The 19,227-nt window shown below is 42.5% G+C and carries 21 protein-coding genes; 10 read left to right on the plus strand and 11 right to left on the minus strand.

Annotated features, from left to right (window positions below):
- Positions 1–82: 82 nt before the first annotated feature.
- The 3 genes from H6550_05950 (at position 83) to H6550_05960 (ending at position 1,083) form a co-directional block, all read left to right on the plus strand.
- Complete coding sequence (locus tag H6550_05950) at positions 83–589, plus strand: cupin domain-containing protein (protein MCB9045662.1); 507 nt, start codon at positions 83–85, stop codon at positions 587–589.
- A 57-nt stretch (positions 590–646) separates the two neighbouring features.
- Positions 647–832, plus strand: coding sequence for a CsbD family protein (locus H6550_05955; GenBank protein MCB9045663.1), 186 nt, complete (start codon positions 647–649; stop codon positions 830–832).
- Positions 833–894: 62 nt separating this feature from the next.
- Positions 895–1,083 carry a general stress protein CsbD gene (locus tag H6550_05960; GenBank protein MCB9045664.1) on the plus strand — a complete coding sequence of 63 codons (189 nt, stop codon included), beginning with the start codon at positions 895–897 and terminating at the stop codon, positions 1,081–1,083.
- Positions 1,084–1,085: 2 nt separating this feature from the next.
- On the opposite strand, the gene H6550_05965 is transcribed toward H6550_05960, so the two are convergent.
- Entirely contained in the window at positions 1,086–1,631 is a 546-nt protein-coding gene (locus H6550_05965) for a hypothetical protein (GenBank protein ID MCB9045665.1), read from the minus strand.
- 73 nt (positions 1,632–1,704) lie between these two features.
- Between H6550_05965 and H6550_05970 the strand changes: the two genes are divergently transcribed.
- The gene (locus tag H6550_05970) at positions 1,705–2,145 is read left to right on the plus strand and encodes an RDD family protein (GenBank protein MCB9045666.1); all 441 of its coding nucleotides are present in this window, start codon (positions 1,705–1,707) and stop codon (positions 2,143–2,145) included.
- Here the strand turns inward: H6550_05970 and bla are convergent.
- The 5 genes from bla to H6550_05995 all read right to left on the minus strand — a co-directional run bounded on the left by bla (position 2,142) and on the right by H6550_05995 (position 9,005).
- Positions 2,142–2,843 (minus strand): subclass B1 metallo-beta-lactamase, encoded by a 702-nt coding sequence (gene bla, locus H6550_05975; protein MCB9045667.1) that lies wholly within the window; start codon positions 2,841–2,843, stop codon positions 2,142–2,144. The genes H6550_05970 and bla overlap by 4 nt on opposite strands.
- Before the next feature lie 47 nt (positions 2,844–2,890).
- On the minus strand, positions 2,891–3,901 hold the full coding sequence (locus H6550_05980) for a hypothetical protein (GenBank protein ID MCB9045668.1): 1,011 nt from the start codon (positions 3,899–3,901) through the stop codon (positions 2,891–2,893).
- A gap of 218 nt (positions 3,902–4,119) precedes the next feature.
- Positions 4,120–6,006 carry a type IIA DNA topoisomerase subunit B gene (locus tag H6550_05985; protein MCB9045669.1) on the minus strand — a complete coding sequence of 629 codons (1,887 nt, stop codon included), beginning with the start codon at positions 6,004–6,006 and terminating at the stop codon, positions 4,120–4,122.
- A 193-nt stretch (positions 6,007–6,199) separates the two neighbouring features.
- The gene (locus H6550_05990; protein MCB9045670.1) at positions 6,200–7,720 is read right to left on the minus strand and encodes a hypothetical protein; all 1,521 of its coding nucleotides are present in this window, start codon (positions 7,718–7,720) and stop codon (positions 6,200–6,202) included.
- A gap of 157 nt (positions 7,721–7,877) precedes the next feature.
- Positions 7,878–9,005, minus strand: a complete 1,128-nt coding sequence (locus H6550_05995; protein MCB9045671.1) for a hypothetical protein — start codon at positions 9,003–9,005, stop codon at positions 7,878–7,880.
- Between the two features lie 97 nt (positions 9,006–9,102).
- On the opposite strand from H6550_05995, the gene H6550_06000 reads away from it, so the two are divergent.
- Together H6550_06000 and H6550_06005 are read left to right on the plus strand one after the other, a co-directional pair.
- Positions 9,103–10,581 (plus strand): proline--tRNA ligase, encoded by a 1,479-nt coding sequence (locus tag H6550_06000; protein ID MCB9045672.1) that lies wholly within the window; start codon positions 9,103–9,105, stop codon positions 10,579–10,581.
- Positions 10,582–10,610: 29 nt separating this feature from the next.
- Positions 10,611–11,063 carry a hypothetical protein gene (locus H6550_06005; GenBank protein MCB9045673.1) on the plus strand — a complete coding sequence of 151 codons (453 nt, stop codon included), beginning with the start codon at positions 10,611–10,613 and terminating at the stop codon, positions 11,061–11,063.
- On the opposite strand, the gene H6550_06010 is transcribed toward H6550_06005, so the two are convergent.
- The gene (locus H6550_06010) at positions 11,055–12,749 is read right to left on the minus strand and encodes a glycosyltransferase family 39 protein (protein ID MCB9045674.1); all 1,695 of its coding nucleotides are present in this window, start codon (positions 12,747–12,749) and stop codon (positions 11,055–11,057) included. The two genes, H6550_06005 and H6550_06010, sit on opposite strands and share 9 nt — an antisense overlap.
- 473 nt (positions 12,750–13,222) lie before the next feature.
- Here H6550_06010 and H6550_06015 point away from each other — a divergent pair, with 473 nt between their 5' ends.
- Positions 13,223–13,396 (plus strand): hypothetical protein, encoded by a 174-nt coding sequence (locus H6550_06015; GenBank protein ID MCB9045675.1) that lies wholly within the window; start codon positions 13,223–13,225, stop codon positions 13,394–13,396.
- Positions 13,397–13,437: 41 nt separating this feature from the next.
- On the opposite strand, the gene H6550_06020 is transcribed toward H6550_06015, so the two are convergent.
- The 4 genes from H6550_06020 to H6550_06035 all read right to left on the minus strand — a co-directional run bounded on the left by H6550_06020 (position 13,438) and on the right by H6550_06035 (position 16,623).
- Positions 13,438–13,851, minus strand: a complete 414-nt coding sequence (locus H6550_06020; protein MCB9045676.1) for a hypothetical protein — start codon at positions 13,849–13,851, stop codon at positions 13,438–13,440.
- An 83-nt stretch (positions 13,852–13,934) separates the two neighbouring features.
- Positions 13,935–15,077, minus strand: coding sequence for an acyl-CoA dehydrogenase (locus tag H6550_06025; GenBank protein MCB9045677.1), 1,143 nt, complete (start codon positions 15,075–15,077; stop codon positions 13,935–13,937).
- Between the two features lie 99 nt (positions 15,078–15,176).
- The gene (locus H6550_06030) at positions 15,177–15,725 is read right to left on the minus strand and encodes a GNAT family N-acetyltransferase (GenBank protein MCB9045678.1); all 549 of its coding nucleotides are present in this window, start codon (positions 15,723–15,725) and stop codon (positions 15,177–15,179) included.
- A 79-nt stretch (positions 15,726–15,804) separates the two neighbouring features.
- A complete protein-coding gene (locus tag H6550_06035; GenBank protein ID MCB9045679.1) occupies positions 15,805–16,623 on the minus strand; it encodes a hypothetical protein in 819 nt (272 codons plus the stop codon).
- Between the two features lie 133 nt (positions 16,624–16,756).
- Between H6550_06035 and H6550_06040 the strand changes: the two genes are divergently transcribed.
- The 3 genes from H6550_06040 to H6550_06050 all read left to right on the plus strand — a co-directional run bounded on the left by H6550_06040 (position 16,757) and on the right by H6550_06050 (position 19,135).
- Positions 16,757–17,305 carry a sigma-70 family RNA polymerase sigma factor gene (locus H6550_06040; protein MCB9045680.1) on the plus strand — a complete coding sequence of 183 codons (549 nt, stop codon included), beginning with the start codon at positions 16,757–16,759 and terminating at the stop codon, positions 17,303–17,305.
- A gap of 50 nt (positions 17,306–17,355) precedes the next feature.
- The gene (locus H6550_06045) at positions 17,356–17,640 is read left to right on the plus strand and encodes a hypothetical protein (GenBank protein ID MCB9045681.1); all 285 of its coding nucleotides are present in this window, start codon (positions 17,356–17,358) and stop codon (positions 17,638–17,640) included.
- Between the two features lie 61 nt (positions 17,641–17,701).
- Positions 17,702–19,135 (plus strand): cytochrome c, encoded by a 1,434-nt coding sequence (locus H6550_06050; GenBank protein ID MCB9045682.1) that lies wholly within the window; start codon positions 17,702–17,704, stop codon positions 19,133–19,135.
- Positions 19,136–19,227: the final 92 nt, after the last annotated feature.

Genomic DNA, 19,227 nt, shown 5'->3' on the forward strand with positions numbered 1-19,227 from the left:
ATACATAAACAACTTGCGTGCCATTCCGCTTTTCGTTAACAATTCCCTTACCCCTATTTAACAAATCTTATAGCTTTGTAACATGAGTCAACAGTACAGCGCAAAATACTGGAAAGAACATTTACAGTTGATAAGCCACATAGAAGGTGGCGCATTCAGGGAAATATACCGCTCTGATATGGTATTGCCGCATGCAGAACTTTCAGCAGAACATAAAGGAGACAGAGCTATATCTACCAGCATATATTTTTTGTTGGAGTATGGTGAGTTTTCTGCATTGCACAGGATCGCTTCAGACGAGCTATGGCATTTTTATGATGGGGATACTTTATGTATCTATGAAATAGAACAGGGAGGTACACTGGTAAAACATCTTTTGGGAAAAGATATCGAAAAAGACGAAAATCCGCAAGTTGTTATCAAAGCAGGTAGCTGGTTCGGGTCAAGAACAGAGACGCCGGATGGTTATACGTTATGTGGATGTACAGTTGCTCCCGGTTTTGATTTTGCTGATTTTGAATTGGCTGACAAGAATGCCTTACTTGAAAAGTATCCGCAACATAAAGATATTATTCTGTCATTAACATAATCTTCTGAACTATGTGTTTTGTACACTGTTATAATGGTATAACCAAAATAACTAAACATGGACAAGTTACAATTGAAAGGAAACTGGAAAGAAATGAAGGGTAAGATCAAACAGGAATACGGTATGCTTACAGACAACGACCTTGCATACGAAGAAGGTAAAGAAGATGAACTGCTGGGCCGCCTGCAGGATAAGTTAGGTAAAACACGTAGTGATATTATTGAGTGGTTGAACTCACTTTAACATTTCAGCCTCCCGGCAGCGAGGCTTTTTATTGTATCTTTATACACGTAAACACTCATAATATGGACACAAAAGATTTTAACGAAAGATGGCCTGAGATTAAAGCTAAGATCAAGCAAGAACACCCTGAGATATCAGATCACGAACTCGAATATATGATTGGCGAAGAAGTGAAATTGCTTGAAAAACTTCAGGCAAAAACCGGTAAGACCAGGTCGGAGATATATAAGTGGCTACACATAATGGGGTAGTGTCAGCTACCGCCACCCGTACCCCTGAACTGGTGATGACTTTCCCTGAATAAAACATTGAATGTCGTCAGTGAACCGTATATACCCGTAATATATTGCTGAAGGTCTACTTTCTCCTCATCGGTCAATACTTTATGTGCGTTTATTTTCTGCTCTATAAGTCTTAACCTGTCTCTTACCATTACTATTTTATGAAAGAAACCCTCAATAGGCATTTCCTTTCCTTGCAACGAATCATCTCCCGGCTTCAATATCAGTGTCCCACTGTTCCATTTGTTGGCCATAGGCACCAGTTGCATCTCATGCAGGCGGCGCTCTAGTATGTTGTCAAGTGCCTGCTCAATATCAGATAGGGTAATGCCCCCGCCTCCATCGCTACCTGCTTCTGAGGCTTCAATTACTTTCAGTTCAAACTCTTTATTGATACTTTTTGTGCCCTGTTGCGATTTGAACCATATCGTGTATAATTCACTGGATACGTCAACAATAACACCCTTGCCAAAGTGTGGGTGCTCTACCCTGGAGCCGATACCTAACGTGTTTTCCATAAATCGAAAATAGGATAAAATTGACAACTGATTTTCTGAAAGTTTTTTTCTATTTTTAGTTAAACTATATTTTATGAATTCCTATTATCATGGTTCTGAAGAACAACAATATGTAATCTATGCCGGTTTTTGGGCAAGGTTTTTTGCATACTTTATTGATGGTTTGATATTGGCGATACCCGGGTTTATTATCCGGTTTGTTGTAAATGATAGTCTTTTGGAGGGTAATCTGCTCTCCGCAACTATCACTTTTATTGTGGACTGGTTATATTTTGCATTACAGGAGTCTGGCTCTGCACAGGCTACATTGGGTAAAAGGATACTGGATATAAAAGTAACAGATATGGATGGTGGTCGCATTAGTTTTGGTCGGGCAACAGGCCGTTATTTCGGAAAGATTATTTCTGCAATAATTCTTATGATAGGTTTTATCATGGCTGCATTTGATGACAGAAAGCAGGCATTGCATGATAAGATGGCGGGTACTTTGGTGGTTTCTAGTAGTTCGTTTTAATACCTCTTTGCAGGTTCTTCTTCTAACAGGCGAATTGTATTCTCAATAGCTTTGTCAGACATCCAACTACCATGTCCGGGTATTACTGTTTTTATACCTGTTTTTGAGAAATGTTTATTCATCCTATTTACACTGATTGGCCACGCTGCCATATCTGCATCCTCGATATTGCCTATAGAACTGCTGAAACCACTTTTAATAAAGCATCCTCCATACAGGAATTGCTTTGACGGTATGTATAAGACAATGTTGTCTATTGTATGTCCCGATCCGGGGTAAAAAGCCTCTACCTCAATATTGCCACATTTGATGATGGTGTCGACTGAATAGAAAATATGCTTCGGTACACTATGACCATGTTTGGGAGCTTCTTCTGCTGTAAGTTGGTAACATAGGGTAGGAATATTGTTTTTGTGCATGGTATTGATGCTGCCTATCCGGTCAACATGAGCATGGGTTATTATGGCCATTAAAATATGCTTGCCCAGGCTATCCTGCACAAACGAGATCAATTCAGCTGCCTGTGCATCATCCCACGGTGTGTCAAATAGTATTGCATCATTACCTGATATCAGAACAACTGCGTTGGCGTCTACATTCTTATAGTTGCCGGCATCTCCATAGGAAGTATACAGGTAGATATTACTGTCTACAGGAGTGATCTTGATACTATATTGACACGAGACAGGTAATGCCACACATAATGAGAATATTAAAGAAAGGAGTATTCGCATGTACAAATATACTATTGATAAGTATTCCTGTTCTCCTGTAATGACCTCGACATCTCAATAATAAAGTCGTCCATTTCGCCAACTGACTCCCTGAAGAAACTCAGTAACTTGTTCATCTCATCCGTTGTTTTTACTTCGTCTACCAATTGCAGCAGGCCCAGCATTGATGCTACCGGGCGACGCAGTTTGTGCGATACATCAGACAGTAGTGTTTCAAGGGTAATGATGTATTTATCTTTTTCCAATTGAGCTTTATGGTGTGGTGAGCGGTCTTTTGAAAAAACAGTCACACCTAATATCTTATCCTCGTAGTTTTTCATAGGGAAGATATGTATCTGTGTCATGCCCCTGAACAGTGAGTCATCGCCAAACAGGTGTTCGATAGTTGAAGACTGGCCCATCAATGCTTTCTCAAAAAGCTCTTGCGCTATTCCCAGGTCTTCGCTGATATTGATGTATTCTGCCATACTATGGCCTGTTTCTATATCAACACCATATTTCTTTTTCATGGCTTGTTTATGAGCCTCGTTAAAGATGATATACTCCTGCTTTTTGTTCACTGAGAAAATAGAATCTTCGTAGTTATCAATGATGGAACGTAGTATACCCTGGTTGGTAAATAGTTTGTCTGTAACCTGTACTAACGGAGTGATATTCCTGTTGATGATCAGCACCTTCTCAGAGTCCAGGTAAAAGAAGCGGGCTTCATTATGTTTGGATTTATCTTCTACCTGTACAGTATAACGGTGTATCTGCAGTTTTTTGTTGACGATAGTACGCAGAATACATGCTTTGAAAGTATCCGATAATTTTGGTTCCAGTCCTATGTCATAAATGGTTTTGCCATTGTATGCTTCAGCAGGCAAGTAGTTGTCCTGATCATGATTATTCATTTTTACATCCAGGAATACTCCATTGCGGTCAACAACAAATACCTGGTCGGCAACGGCCTGTGCAAATGCTCTGGTGTATATCTCTTCCGTCAGGTTGAGATATGAATATGGTTCACTCTCTCTGTTCATTTAGTAAGGCGTTTTGGTTAGTCAGGCTTATAAAACTAAGCAATATCGCTTAGAATAAACAGGGTGATTTCACCCAGCCACATATTGCTGTGAATGAAGGTGTTAGGAACTGCGTTTTTTATTATGTCAAATAATGTTATTTTTAAACATTATTACGGGTAAGATAGTACAAATAATAATGCTTCCCTGGTTTGTTCCATTGACAAAAAATGGGAGCACTATGCTCCCATCTCTTCTACCAGGTCTTTTTCTACTCTAAGGTTCTCAATTATGTTTTTCTGCCTTTCAGGAGTATTCTTACCCATGTAATAGCTCAGTAATTTTTGTATTTGTGCTTCTTTGCCTAATAGTACAGGGTCTTTGTGCATATCTTCTCCTATAAATTGTGCAAACTCTTCAGGGCTTATCTCTCCAAGGCCTTTGAACCGTGTTATCTCTGGTTTAGTGCCCAGTTCTGCAATGGCTGCCTTACGCTCCTCATCGCTGTAGCAGTAAATGGTTTTCTGTTTGTTACGTACACGGAATAGTGGTGTCTGCAAAATGTACACATGTCCTGCTTTCACCAGGTCGGGGAAGAACTGCAGGAAGAAGGTCATGATCAGCAAACGTATATGCATGCCATCCACGTCAGCATCAGTTGCTATGATGATATTGTTATAACGCAAACCCTCCAGGCCCTCTTCTATATTTAATGCATGTTGCAGCAGGTTGAATTCCTCGTTTTCATACACGACCTTTTTGGTCAGCCCGAAACAGTTCAGCGGCTTACCTCTTAGGCTGAAAACAGCCTGTGTTTCCACATTGCGGCTTTTTGTGATACTACCGCTCGCTGAGTCACCCTCGGTAATAAATATGGTACTCTCGTTTTGCTTTTGTATAAATTCCTCTTTGTTCTTATTGGGAGGCTCAGCATTAAAGTGTATACGACAGTCGCGCAGTTTTTTATTGTGCAGGTTGGCCTTCTTGGCACGTTCATTGGCCAGTTTACGTATGCCCGATAACTCTTTACGCTCACGTTCGCTTTGCTCAATGCGTTTTTTCATCGCATCGGCTACTGTCGGGTTCTTGTGCAGGTAGTTATCCAACTCTTTCGAAAAGAAGTCCAATACGAATGATTTCATGGACTGTCCACCTTCTGCTATATATTGCGAACCTAGTTTTGTTTTTGTCTGCGATTCGAAAACAGGCTCCTGTACACGCACAGAGATAGCAGCACTGATACTTTGACGAATATCTGTAGCATCATAATCTTTTTTGTAAAAATCACGTATGGTCTTTACAAATGCCTCGCGGAAAGCCGCCTGGTGTGTACCTCCCTGTGTAGTATGTTGTCCGTTCACAAATGAGTATATATCCTCACCATAATCGTTGGTATGCGTTATAGCTACCTCTATATCCTCACCTTTCAGGTGTATGATAGGGTAGCGGTTCGTTTCCGGGTTGGTTTTATTCGTAAGCAGGTCCAGCAGGCCGTTCTTTGAAATATACAGTCGGTTGTTGAACTTGATCTGCAGGCCGGCATTCAGGTAGCAGTAGTTCCATATCTGGTTTTCGATATAGTCATTCAGAAAATGATATTTCTTGAAAACTGTATCATCAGGTATAAAGGTTACCAATGTCCCGTTTGGTTCCTCAGTCTTCTGTTCTTTGTGTTCTTTTACCAGTATACCCTTCTCAAATTCAGCCTCCTTCATTTTACCATCTCTGAAAGCCGATACCTTAAAGTAATTACTCAGGGCATTGACTGCTTTCGTACCCACACCATTCAACCCCACCGATTTCTGGAAGGCTTTGCTGTCATATTTGGCACCTGTATTTATCTTACTTACTACATCCACTACCTTACCCAGGGGTATGCCGCGGCCATAGTCGCGAACGGTAACAACACCCTTGTCCAGAGTTATTTCTATGCGCTTGCCAAACCCCATCGTATATTCATCTATACAATTGTCGGTTACCTCTTTCAGCAATATATATATACCATCGTCAGGGCTGCTCCCGTCTCCCAGCTTACCAATATACATGCCCGGGCGCAGGCGTATATGTTCTCTCCAGTCCAGCGACCGGATACTATCCTCGTTATACAGATTCGTGTTCTCTGACATATAACTATCTCTCGTTTTTACCAAAGTACAAAGAAACTAAAATATCCTTTTTTCAGACCTGTGATATGCCAGATGTGGATAAAGCTGCTCACAAGTGTGGTTATTTTATATCTGTCATAGCATAAAAAAACAGGAATACTTTTTGAATCCCTGTTTTCTATGCATTTCAAGCTGATATGAAGTGTTTCTCTTATCAGAATTTAAACCCAACTGTCAGTGCAAGGTTATTAAAGCTGTTCTTAATAGTTGCTTTAGGTACATCTATCACTTCGTTTGGATAAACTACGGCATATGGCTGTTCTTTAACAGTAGATGTAGAATGGTTGAAGCCAAGGTCGATAAATACGTCATCGAAACGGAAACCTACACCTGCTGAATAATTCATTGTTTCCGAGCCATTTGAAGCGGTCCTGTAAGGGTTGCCGTAATACCCGAAACCAAGACGCAGCATCAGCATGTCAAAACGTGCTTCACCACCAATGCGCAGGTTCGATGCTCCTTTGTACATACTTTTTATACCACTATTCACTTCGTTTTCGTAATAGTTATCAGTATTGTCAAAGTTGAATTTGGCAGATGCATAATCTACATATTCATAATCTACGCTGATGAAGCCATGCTTACCTATGATACCGGCTGCACTTAATACGGTCTTCCATGGAGTTATCAGTGAGTATTGATACTCATTGGTAGGTGCGTCTACCCGGCTATACGGGTTAGGGTCAGATGGATTAACTACTGATTTGAAATTTTCTGTGTTACTTACCAGCGACCTGTTTTGAACATCGGACAATGCAAAATAGGTGGGTGTATGGAATGCCGCACCTGCCCTGAAATTGTTTGTGAAATTATAAATGAACCCCAGCTTCATGTTAAGGCCTGTACCTGTTGTCTTCAACGACTCAGTATATTCAAAGTAGTCAAAATCATTGTCAGGGTTGCCGGATGCATCTTCTTCTCTCAGGGTCACATTTCGTATATATCTGAGTGAGGGAATGCCAATAGTTGCGCCCAGCATTAATTTTTCTTCGTAGTTGCCTCCAAATGAGAAGTTGACATCTGTTATCCCTCCTTTTTGTTCTACTTTGCGCATTTGGTTAAGACCTGTAGAGAAAGTCGGCGTTTTAGTATAACCAATACTGTCATTATAATCCAGCAGGAAGGCGTTATAACCCATACCTGCAAAAGTGGCCAGGTTGTTATAGTCGTCAGGATAGGCTATAGCATCCGCCAGGAATACTTCGCTGGCAGATGAGGTGTTATTAAAACCACTGTACACATGGTTACTACTAAAATCTGCTACACGGTTTACACCAAATCCGAATGATGCGGCTTTCCATTTACTTTTCTTATATCTTCTGCCTGTAGCAGCACTTGTAAATACTACGCCCAGGTTGTTGATGTTGAATCTGGTACTGTTATCTACAGTAGCGGCACCTGTATAAGTACTGTTGGTGCCATTCATTTTTAGCGATGGTGTAAATGTCAGTTCAGAAGACCTATATACTCCAATACCTGCAGGGTTGACACTTAAAGCAGAGAAATCGCCACCTATAGCACCCAAAGCACCACCAAAGCCAATTGAGCGGGCGGTACCTTGAGGGCTCAGCATTGAGTATCTCAAAGCGTCCGATTCATCCTGGGCTGAGGCCAGCCAAGCAAACCATGGGGCACCTATCATTATAGTCGTGAAAAGTAGATAACGCCTTATCATAAAAATCAGTTTAGTAGTTTGACCTGTAATGAGAACTGATGTTTAATCAGTAAAACAAATATCCGAAATCAAATACTACACCTATGTTAAAAAAAGAGCGGCACAGGAAAATGTTCCTGTGCCGCAGATATGTTTATATATTTTCTGAATTACCGTATTATCTGCCCCTGCTTCCACCACTGAAACCACCGCCACGGCTTCCGCCGCCGCTAAAGCCACCACCACGGCTACCACCGCCAAAACCACCGCTGCTATGCGAAGGGGAAGAATAACTCCTGGATGGTGTGCTGTTATAAGATGGCTCAGAACGTTGTTGAGAAGGCTGACTGTAATTATTAGATGGCTCGCTGGAAGGGCGGTTATATCCGTAGTTACTGCGCTGCGATTCAGACCTTGAACCTTGCGATGGTGAACCGTATCGTTCACTCCTGGAGCCCGATCCTCTTTCATTTGTGTTACTGTAGCTTCGGCCAATATTAGAAGAGCCCCTTTCGCTGTTCGAAATACTCCTGCGTTCATTTGCACTTGATGATGACGACGGTGCAATGTATCTTCCTGAATAGTTCCTGTTGGCGCTGGTGCCTGCATTGGCCTCCCTTAACTGTCCTCTTGATCCGTAACCGGTTGTCGAACGTCCGGAAGCTCTCAGACTGCCGGGATACCTGTTGATAGATGAACGTGGCCCGTAGCTGCGGTTGGAGTAACTCTTGCTACCATTATCATAAGCACCTGCATAATAACCGTTGTAAAAACCATTATAGTATCCGCCATAGTAGCCACCATATCCATAACCTCCGTAGCCCCAGTATGGTGAATACCAGCCACTATAATAACCGGGATAGCCAAATCCATAGCCCCAGTAGGGGTTGCCGTAATATCCATAGCCCATACCCCAGCCATAACCGAAGCCCCAACTGCTGCCATAATAGCCACCGCCATACCATGGGTTATACCAGAACGATGGACTATAAGCCCAATAGCTGGCGCCGAAATATGGATTATAAAAACGATTGATGCGGGTTGCATAGTTGTAGTCATCGTCGTCATAATCTATATACGTGCCTTCTCCCTGGTCGCCATCAGCAGTATTGTTTGCCTGGCGCTCCTCCGCCCGTTTGCGGCGTGCTGCGTCAATAGCATCCCTTTCTTTGGCTGCTTCATCCGCATCTTTAGCTGCATCATCAGCTGTATAGTATATATCATCCACCACTTTTTCGCCCTGCGCATAGCTATCCACATGGCCTAATGCCGCTATCAGCAATCCGGTTAAGAGAATATGTTTCATTGTATATATTTTAAACATGAAAACTACCTGTGTAAATTACTACTTTTGCCAAACCCAACCAATTAATTAACAGTACGAAAAGCACTAAAGACGCATTATGGGCGATAATTTAACATCTCGTAAACAGGACTACTCGCAGTGGTATAATGACTTGATAAAGCACGGAAACCTGGCAGAACATTCTGCTGTACGCGGTTGTATGGTCATAAAACCTTATGGATATGCATTGTGGGAAAACATGCGCGATCAACTGGACCGTATGTTCAAAGAAACAGGGCATCAGAACGCTTATTTCCCCTTATTTATACCCAAGAGCTTCCTCAGTAAAGAGGCAGCTCACGTTGAAGGATTCGCAAAAGAATGCGCCGTAGTAACACATTCACGCCTGATGAATGCGCCGGATGGCAGTGGTATTATTGTTGACCCTGAGTCTGAACTGGAAGAAGAACTGATCGTTCGCCCTACTTCAGAAACTATTATATGGAACACATATAAGAATTGGATACAGTCTTATCGCGACCTGCCTATACTTGTGAACCAGTGGGCAAACGTTGTGCGCTGGGAGATGCGTACCAGGCTGTTCCTGCGTACGGCGGAGTTTTTGTGGCAGGAAGGCCATACAGCTCATGCTACTAAAGAGGAGGCTATTGCTGAGACCAAACAAATGCTGGAGGTCTACGCTACTTTCGCAGAAGAGTATATGGCTATGCCGGTGATACGTGGTGTGAAAACCGAAAGTGAGCGTTTTGCAGGTGCGGAGGATACTTATTGTATCGAAGCGCTGATGCAGGATGGCAAAGCTTTGCAGGCAGGTACTTCTCACTTCCTCGGGCAGAATTTTGCAAAAGCTTTTGACGTGAAATTTGCAGACAAGGATAATAAGATGGAGTATGTATGGGCTACGTCATGGGGGGTGTCTACACGACTGATAGGGGCGTTGGTCATGGCCCATAGTGATGATGATGGATTGGTATTGCCACCCAGAATAGCACCGCTGCAGGTGGTTATTGTACCTATATTCAACAAAGACGCAGACGCAACAGAAAAGATAAAAGCAAAAGCAGCCGAACTGGTTCAGCAACTGAAAGCCAAAGGCATCAGCGTGAAGTTTGATGATGATGATTCGCGCCGCCCGGGCTGGAAATTTGCTGAATATGAGATGCGTGGCGTTCCGGTGCGTATTGCTTTGGGTGCTCGCGATATCGAAAATAACCAGGCTGAAGTGGCACGCAGGGACACTAAAGAAAAAGCATCTTACTCTTTAGATAATATTGTGGCAGATGTTGAGCAATTGCTGGAAGATATACAGACGAATATGTACCTCCGGGCGCTCACGTTCCGCAACGAGCATACTACGCGTGTAGATACCTGGGATGAGTTTGTAACAGTTCTGAATGAGAAAACAGGTTTTGTGGCAGCACACTGGGACGGAACAGCAGAAACGGAAGATAAAATAAAGGAAATGACCAAGGCAACGATACGTTGTATACCTCTTGATAACATCAAAGAGGAAGGAGCCTGCGTATTAACAGGTAAACCTTCAACACAAAGGGTCTTGTTTGCCAAGGCATATTAAAGTATTTTTATAAGCAAAAATATACAACCATGTTCGACCATTCAGAAGAACCTAAGGGTTTGATCGTTGATGAAACAGGTAGATCTCATATGCTGGAGCTGGGCAGGTGGGGACGCTTTATGGCAATTGCGTCGTTCATTATGATGGGACTCATGGTGCTCAAAGGGCTATTTGCAATGATAAGTATGGTTGCCTGGTCAGAAGGCTTCGGGCTGGGAGGTAGCTTTGCAGGGCCTTCCGTTTTTGTCATGTATTTACTCATGGCAGGGATCAATTTTTACCCTACCTATGCTTTGTATAAATACACATCGTTGATCAAACGTGCTACAATGCTGGAGGATCAGTACATGTTCAATGAAGCGTTCAGGTACCTGAAAAATGCATTTAAATACCTGGGTGTACTGCTTATTATTATCATATGCCTATACGCGCTGATATTTATTGTTGCAGGAATATCGGCAAGCGTGTTCAAGTCAATGTGATAGTACTTTAAGTTCAATTTTATCGCTGCTGATGGCGGGAGGTAACCATCCTGTAGCGATGTCAAGATACAATGCATACGACCCTTTCTTTTCGGGTACACGGAAAGAAAGGGTATATTTTTGCCCGTCATTCACCATACGGTTCAGCAGCAGGTAATGCTCGTTATGATCCGATATGAATTCGTCTTTTTGAAACAACATAGCATGCACCATGGGTAAGAGATCATTGTTAGCTTCAAGGTCAAAATCTTTGCTACCTGAATACACATTGAATTGTATACTGATCTCTTCTCCGGGATGCGCGGTTATCTTATTTATGGATGGTTGTATCCTGATGGTGGGAGATGACCTGAAGTTCTGAATGTAAGCATACTGAAAAACACCTTTCCCGGTTGCAAACGAATCCATATTCGGGCAGTCGAAATTAGGAATGATCATTACATCTTTGCCCTGTATTTGCAACTCATCTTTCCATATGTTATACTGGTTTTTCCTGCCCATCCTGTTGTTCAGCGATATGGCTTCATTACCTGTATAAAACTCGTACAAAGCTGCATACTGGTATTTATTCATAAATACAACAGGTTTGTCTCCTGCCTTTTCCTCAACAGCCTTAGCCCAGCTATGTGTGTGGTGCAGTTTGTTTTTTATATAAGCGAATACAGGTTTGTCTGGTAAAACATCATATACTATGTAAAAGCGAATAATGAATATCAGCACCAATGATATACCAAAAGTATAGCTTGTAAATCTCGGGAACCAGTCTTTATGCTCAATATGTTTATACCCCAGTACCAGGGCAGGTATCAACGCTATGGCCACCCAGTTGGCTTCAGCTCTTCCTTTAAAGGTCATGGCCAGGAAAAATACCAAAGTGCCAATGAGTATCGTTTTGAGCGTATGGTCAAATGTTGAGAGCCTGGTATTGGCTTTTATAGCATGCCATGCCAGTACTATACCTGCAACAGGACCGAATACCAGTAATACGGACAACAGGTAGTTCAGTGTATATTCAATATGATAGGTGCCACCCGAACGTTCGTACAAATGATACTTTAACGAAGGAAAGTCGTGGGCTATCTGCCACCTGATATGGGGTATGAACAGGTTTACGCTCAATAAGGCTATCAGCCAGAAGGTCTTTCGTTTTAGTAATGCCGGATTGGATAATACTGTAAAGCCTATCAGCAAAATGCCATGATATTTACTCAGTAATAACAGGGTAGCGTTCACGGCAAGAAGTATAGATACTATCCACCCATCAGTAGCCAGGTATTTTTTGTACAGGTACAGGAACGATGCACTAAAGAACAGCAAAGGCATATCCGGCAGAGCAAGAAAGCCTAAAAAATGAAATGCACCGATGGAGGCAAGTACTAAGTAGAAGCGCAACAGTTTCTGCGGGCGTACCAGCATCTCCATCAGGTAAAGGAACCCGATACTACTCAATACAAATAACAACCGTACACCTAACTCATTTTGAAACAACCGGTACCCAGGTTTTATCATGGCGGCTACAACTGGCGGATGGTCGAAATAGCCCCACTGCAGGTCTTGTGCATATTTCCAGTAATAAGCCTCATCTGCCAGCAACTCGGTAAAGTTGGCCTGCAGCAACGATATCACCAGCCACGACAGGTAAAAGCAGATACGTGTCAGCCTGTTATTATTCGGGGTATCGCCCATGTAGCGTTGTTGTCAGTTTAGTGTATAAAGGTATGTAACCCCTACCTAAACAATAAATGTGCCACAGTGACACCGTATAAATTATTCAAAACATAACAGAGATAATGATCCAGCTTAAATATTATATAACATAACCATAGGACAAGAACAGACCTACTGCTATGATTAAATATAAAGTTGCTCTTGGAACAGTAGCTTTATAGTAGGGGGCATTGTTTCCACGTCTCATTTTGATAGTTCCAATTAATGCAATCAATGAAAATAAAAGAATACTTATAAGTAAACTGAAAGAAGCTCCCGGCCAGTGCTGTATCTTGAAAATAATAGCAATGAAAAACAGATCCATGATAATGCCAGTTAGCGCGCCTAGGAATAAATATTTCGTTTTGATGTTTACGTATGCATCTTTCTTAAAAATACTCCGCAATTGGATGCCATTAAAAACAGCGAATCCTAAGCATAAATATAGTAGAATGAGTGACAGGAAAGAAAAAAGAAACATGGGGGCGAATAAACTTATGCTGAAAGGACGCAATAAGAATGACAGGATAAAAATAATGACCAGTATGGATTCAACTTTTTTCATAGAGCAAAAAATAGCCGGACAATTTCGTCCGGCTAACAAAATAGCTATTATTCTCAATTAGTTATTCAGTATGATTGTGGTGATAACATAAACACTACCATACTATTTAACCAAGATAACCATAGGTTTGATATCTACAGGCGTTTTACAGCCATCGCATATCGCCTGTATATCTGTGATGAATATTCGGTCACCTACGGCTACAGTAATATCTTCGCTTTTTAAGGCTTCCACTATATCGTTGTCACTTTTAATAAACTCGCCTTTCAGATCCCTGCTGCTTTTTGAAACTACGCCGATAGCGTATTTCGTAATGGTGTATTTTTTGTCTTTGGAATATATATACAGGTGAGCATCTTTTTCCAACTCAGGTATCGTTATTTCATAGCTGGCCTTTTCTGTACTTTCATAAGTGTATTTGCCAAACTTGCATGTTATAGGGTTGTCATTACTTTCAGCAAAACTTGCTGATGGTAATAGCACGAGTATTGCCATAAAAATTTTCAGGTAATTCATAATTCGGATTTTGTTTATATGAAGATATGAAAAAAGCGGCACTGGAATATAGTGCCGCTTAAAATATTATTTCCGGATCTGTTTTAGTCCTTAAGTATCGTCCTGCTGATTACGATCTTCTGTACCTCGCTGGTACCCTCGTATATCTGCGTGATCTTAGCATCGCGCATCAGGCGTTCTACGTGGAATTCTTTCACATAACCATAACCACCGTGTATCTGTACCGCTTCACTGGTTACCCACTGTGCTATTTCAGACGCGTATAATTTGGCCGTAGCTGCTGCCAGCGTATAATCCTTGCCCTGGTCTTTGGTCCATGCTGCTTTAATGCACAGCAGGCGGGCAGCTTCAATAGCAGTAGCCATATCTGCCAGCTTAAAGGCTATAGCCTGGTGGTTAGATATCTCTGTGCCGAATGCCTTACGCTCTTTCGAATATTTCAGCGCCAGTTCATAAGCACCGCTGGCAATACCCAATGCCTGTGCGGCAATACCTATGCGGCCACCTGCCAGTATCTTCATCGCAAACGAGAAACCGAAGCCATCTTCACCTATACGGTTCTCTTTAGGCACTTTCACATCCTGGAACATGATGCTGTGCGTGTCACTACCGCGTATACCCAGCTTGTTCTCTTTGGCACCTACGGTTACACCCGGCCAGTCTTTATGTACTATAAAGGCGTTAATACCTTTGTGCTTCTTTTCAGGGTATGTCTGCGCGATAACAATGTAGTAAGACGCGCTGTTACCGTTGGTGATCCAGTTCTTGGTACCGTTCAGCAGGTAGTGGTCACCTTTATCTTCTGCGGTAGTACGTTGAGATGTTGCATCAGAACCTGCTTCAGGCTCACTCAGCAAAAACGCACCCAGTTTCTGGCCACTGGCCAGTTCTGTCAGGTATTTTTGTTTTTGTTCTTCGTTGGCATAGGTTTCAAGTCCCCAGCACACTAATGAGTTGTTCACACTCATACATACAGAAGTAGAAGCGTCTATTTTAGATATCTCTTCCATAGCCAGTACATAAGAGACACTATCCATGCCCGATCCGCCATATTTAGGATCCACCATCATACCCAGGAAACCCAGTTCGCCCAGCTCTTTTATTTGCTCGGCAGGGAATTTCTGGTGTTCATCACGCTCAATAACACCGGGCAGCAGTTTGTTCTGCGCAAAGTCGCGTGCAGCTAACTGTACCGCTTTTTGTTCTTCTGTAAGTTCGAAATTCATATTTTAAAAATACTGTAATTGTAATGCAAAAATGTGCTGCAAAGGTAACTTATTAGCCGTATTTATTCAACATATATGTATAAATGTGTAGGTGTGTCGTCAAGGCTTGTATTCCCGCTTCAGTAGTGAGTAGCAGGCCGAATCCTCTATCAGCCCGTTTTTGTAATAGTGTTCTCTCATCAGCCCCTCGTAAGTAAAGCCAAGGCTTTTCAGCAATCTTATGGATGGCTCGTTGGCAGGACTGGCAAAAGCCTCTATCCGGTTCAATTCCATTTTTTCAAACCCATAGGCTACTATCGCTTTTGCAGCTTCTGTCATGAACCCCTTATTCTTTACCTCATCATTGTTCAGCGCATAACCAAACTCTGCTTTGGCATGGTCGGTATACCACTTATGAAATCCGCATTGGCCTATGGTTATCCCTGTCGCTTTATCTACCATAGTAAAGCGCCTGAAAGTAAAGTAATAGCTGCTCACTCCCTGCATGAAACGTTCTTTTTCTGCCATCAGTTCTTTAACTGTGCTGTGACCGAAGAATTTCATGATCGCATCATCATCATAATGGCTCATGATGTATTCATGCACTTTCGGGGTTATTTCATTCAGTACCAGCCGTTCTGTTTCTATTGTGTTTATCTGCTGCTGCATTTTATTAATTAGTGTATATGTAAAATAAAAAAAGAGGGCCATAATAGCCCTCTTGTACAATTTTGAATATTGTTACCGGCTATTGCCACCATCCATGTTCAGGCCATTGATACGAGAATGGATATACAGACAAGGATAAATTCAATGCGGTTTTGGCTGTCAATGAATAACCATTTTGTCCGTATGGGCCACTGTATGCATCGCCCGGGTTCAGGTAGGTAGGTCCCCCGAAAAACAGGAAGCATCTCAGTTTCATCATGACACCAACCCTCTGACCGTATTCAAATTTCAGGTACGGCATATAGCCAAGTGTAACGTTGTCTGCCTTGCCCCTGAAAATCAGTTGTATCGGGCTCCTGTAGGGGCCGGTAAAGGCAATGAGCGGCGACACGCCGCCACCAAAACCTGCTGACCATTTGTAGTTATAACTGGGCATGGCTTCTCCTCCCAGTTTCAGGTCAAGGCCTATAGGCAATCCCATCTGTACTGTAAAGTCTGTGCGTTCATGGTTTTTTAGCGTGGGCCGGTAAGAAAATCCGCTGTCCAGCTCTTCCCACGACATCATGTTGTAGTTAAACTCATAGGTAAAGGCCAGTCCTACCACATCAGTTCTGAAGTTGGTAAGTCGGAAATAGTTGCCGATCGAAAAACCATAACCACCCAGCGTACGTACCGATCTTGTTTCCGGATTGTCTATTTTTATCAGACTACCGTCTATGGGTGAATAGTACTCATCTGCTTTGCGCTGCTGGGCAAAGCCGTTATAGAAAGAATAGCCTATTTCTATTTTGCGCAGGAACATGGGCGATTTGTACAGTATCTGTTGTGCTGAGGAATCTTTTACTGATAAGAGGCACAGTAACAGTATTAACGGGATAAACAGGTGTTTGATTCGCATATGTTGATAGTTTCGTACAACAATATATTTACTATTGGTTAAATATGCAATATTTACAACTTTGAAACTCATTAATTTTCTATTGTGGAATAACTGATTTATTGCATCTTTAATACAGGAATAAGCGCCCGGTTTGGAAAGAAAAAAAACACATACCGACGAAGAATTACTCAGCCTGTACAGCAGTTCCAAAGACAATCGCTGGCTGGGTATCCTTTTGCAGCGCTATACGGTGCTGTTGCTGGGTGTGGGGCTCAAATACCTTAGAGATAAAGAACAGGCTACGGATGCAGTACAGCAGGTGTTTCTGAAAGCGCTGGTAGCCTTGCCCGACGATGTCCAGAATTTCAAAGGATGGCTGTATATACTCATGCGCAATCATTGCCTGCAACTATTGCGCGATAAAAGATACGTACACGGCGATGACGTATTGCGGCAACAGCAGGCACACCTTCTGCCCGATAAAGAATTGTTGCACAAACAAGAGCGGGAAATAGAACAGATGAAACATGCCATAACAGAGCTGGACGAAGGCCAGCAGGTATGTATCAGGATGTTCTACTTAGAAAAAAAGACCTATCAGCAGATTATGGACGAAAAAGGATATAGCTTTATGCAGGTGAAAAGCTACATCCAGAACGGTAAAAGAAAATTAAAGACCATACTGGCAGACAAGAAATGAGTACGCCCGACAACATATCGCGATCCGGCAATTTGCCCAAAGATAAGCTGATGGCTTACCTAGAGGGCAGGTTAAGCCCGGCTGATCAGCGCGAGATAGAGGCCTTGCTGGCAGAAGAGGGTATGGACAGCGATGCATTGGAAGGCCTGAAAGAAATACCGATTGAGGAAACGCAGCAATTAGCTGACCGTATCAACTACAGGCTGCAGCACGAACTCAGGAAAAAACGCAGAAGCCACAAGACCCATTTTACAGATAATAAGTGGAGTTGGTTGGCCATATTCATCATACTCATTCTTTGTGTTCTGGCATACTTGGTTCTGAAAATGATGTGATCAATGTATTAGCATAGTCTTAGCTTTACAGGTCGTACCTTTACAGGCAAATGCCTGTGTTATGAAGTCTCTTTTCTTGTTTTTGTCCACTTTGATCGTGTTGTCGGCTTCCTGTACCAATACAGAACGAACTGCAAATACACTGCTCAGTACCTCGCTACTGGAAACAGATACTTATTCGATAGACATCTCTAAAGATAATTCTATCATTAGCAAAAAGGGGGCTATTATCACCATACCTGCAGGAGCAATAGAAAGCGATTCGCAGTTTGTTACTATTGAGTTGAAAGAGGCTTTCTCTATGAAGGACATTGTGAGGGCCGGGCTCACTACGCAGAGCAATGGCCTGCCACTAAGTAGTGGGGGAATGATATATATCAACACAGTTCAGTCTGCCGCTATAAGAAAACCCATCAGGATATATATTCCTACAGATCGTCAGCGCATGGATATGAAGGCTTTTGTAGGTTCAGCAGACAACCTGACAAATATCAACTGGCGCAATGCCGTTCCTGTAAGCGATACACCAAGGCAGTTGCTGGAAACAGGGGGACAACTTTTTACACAGAATTGTGCTTCTTGTCACAACCCCTATAAGAGTGCTACAGGGCCTGCGTTAGCAGGTATCACCTCTCGTCGCAATAAAGAATGGTTGTATGCATTTACCCGCAACTCTGCACAACTAATAGCATCGGGTGATGTTATGGCCAATACTCTTTATAACATTTGGGGCAAAACTGCCATGACAGCCTTTCCCAACCTGTCTGATAAAGAACTGGATTTGCTCTATGCTTATCTTGATAACATGGAATATAATGGGGAGGTAGAAATTGCCGACAAGTGCTATGATAGTTGCATGGCGCTGATGCGCGATCGTAAATTTCGGGCACCTGTTACAGATACAGCTTCTTATAATAACTTCAATACGGTATCGGTTGGCAATATGGTCGTTCCTCCTTACAACGGACTGGGCTATTACAGCTTTGCCATAACTGCTGTTGGTTGGTACAATGTAGATATTGTAACAAAAGGCCTGCCCGGGTTTGAGGAAAGTACGCTTACTGCAACGGTTACAGGCGGCGAAGATCTGGCACTACATGTTTACCTCGTTCTGCCATCAGAAAAAATGTTCCTTGTGGGTGGGCTTGTAAAGGGGCAGCAAAATGGTTACGCTTTTTTTACTGACGACAGTAAGATATTATTACCCCATGGCAGGCAGGCATTTATACTGGCTATGGTCGAAAAAGACGGACAGGTTTTATATGGCCAAGTAGAATTTACCACGGCGGTAGCACAAACCCCGGCATTGGCACTGCAGGCGATGACAAAAGACGCATTTAATACGGCAATAGAAGCACTGAATTTTGATGGGGTAGGAGTGTCGGACCTGTCAAGTGATAATAACGTGATCACAAGTTCTACGGTCAACGAAACGGAAAGCCGGGAAACAGGAAACCTACATGCAACCGGTTGTGATTGCCCTACGTACAAATAATACTGTGATGGCCTCATAATGTTACTTAATAGGAGGTTTTTTATATAACATTTCATTGGCATTATGATAATGATGTATATTTAGGTGACGCT

It is taken from the genome of Chitinophagales bacterium (assembly GCA_020636495.1).
Taxonomy (GTDB): domain Bacteria; phylum Bacteroidota; class Bacteroidia; order Chitinophagales; family Chitinophagaceae; genus UBA5543.

Excerpts from the sequence above, each read along its gene's own strand:
- H6550_05950 (MCB9045662.1), top strand. The coding sequence starts at position 83 with ATGAGTCAACAGTACAGCGCAAAATACTGGAAAGAACATTTACAGTTG.
- H6550_05955 (MCB9045663.1), top strand. The coding sequence starts at position 647 with ATGGACAAGTTACAATTGAAAGGAAACTGGAAAGAAATGAAGGGTAAG.
- H6550_05960 (MCB9045664.1), top strand. The coding sequence starts at position 895 with ATGGACACAAAAGATTTTAACGAAAGATGGCCTGAGATTAAAGCTAAG.
- H6550_05965 (MCB9045665.1), bottom strand. The coding sequence starts at position 1,631 with ATGGAAAACACGTTAGGTATCGGCTCCAGGGTAGAGCACCCACACTTT.
- H6550_05970 (MCB9045666.1), top strand. The coding sequence starts at position 1,705 with ATGAATTCCTATTATCATGGTTCTGAAGAACAACAATATGTAATCTAT.
- H6550_05980 (MCB9045668.1), bottom strand. The coding sequence starts at position 3,901 with ATGAACAGAGAGAGTGAACCATATTCATATCTCAACCTGACGGAAGAG.
- H6550_05985 (MCB9045669.1), bottom strand. The coding sequence starts at position 6,006 with ATGTCAGAGAACACGAATCTGTATAACGAGGATAGTATCCGGTCGCTG.
- H6550_05990 (MCB9045670.1), bottom strand. The coding sequence starts at position 7,720 with ATGATAAGGCGTTATCTACTTTTCACGACTATAATGATAGGTGCCCCA.
- H6550_05995 (MCB9045671.1), bottom strand. The coding sequence starts at position 9,005 with ATGAAACATATTCTCTTAACCGGATTGCTGATAGCGGCATTAGGCCAT.
- H6550_06000 (MCB9045672.1), top strand. The coding sequence starts at position 9,103 with ATGGGCGATAATTTAACATCTCGTAAACAGGACTACTCGCAGTGGTAT.
- H6550_06005 (MCB9045673.1), top strand. The coding sequence starts at position 10,611 with ATGTTCGACCATTCAGAAGAACCTAAGGGTTTGATCGTTGATGAAACA.
- H6550_06010 (MCB9045674.1), bottom strand. The coding sequence starts at position 12,749 with ATGGGCGATACCCCGAATAATAACAGGCTGACACGTATCTGCTTTTAC.
- H6550_06015 (MCB9045675.1), top strand. The coding sequence starts at position 13,223 with ATGAGTGACAGGAAAGAAAAAAGAAACATGGGGGCGAATAAACTTATG.
- H6550_06020 (MCB9045676.1), bottom strand. The coding sequence starts at position 13,851 with ATGAATTACCTGAAAATTTTTATGGCAATACTCGTGCTATTACCATCA.
- H6550_06025 (MCB9045677.1), bottom strand. The coding sequence starts at position 15,077 with ATGAATTTCGAACTTACAGAAGAACAAAAAGCGGTACAGTTAGCTGCA.
- H6550_06030 (MCB9045678.1), bottom strand. The coding sequence starts at position 15,725 with ATGCAGCAGCAGATAAACACAATAGAAACAGAACGGCTGGTACTGAAT.
- H6550_06035 (MCB9045679.1), bottom strand. The coding sequence starts at position 16,623 with ATGCGAATCAAACACCTGTTTATCCCGTTAATACTGTTACTGTGCCTC.
- H6550_06045 (MCB9045681.1), top strand. The coding sequence starts at position 17,356 with ATGGCTTACCTAGAGGGCAGGTTAAGCCCGGCTGATCAGCGCGAGATA.
- H6550_06050 (MCB9045682.1), top strand. The coding sequence starts at position 17,702 with ATGAAGTCTCTTTTCTTGTTTTTGTCCACTTTGATCGTGTTGTCGGCT.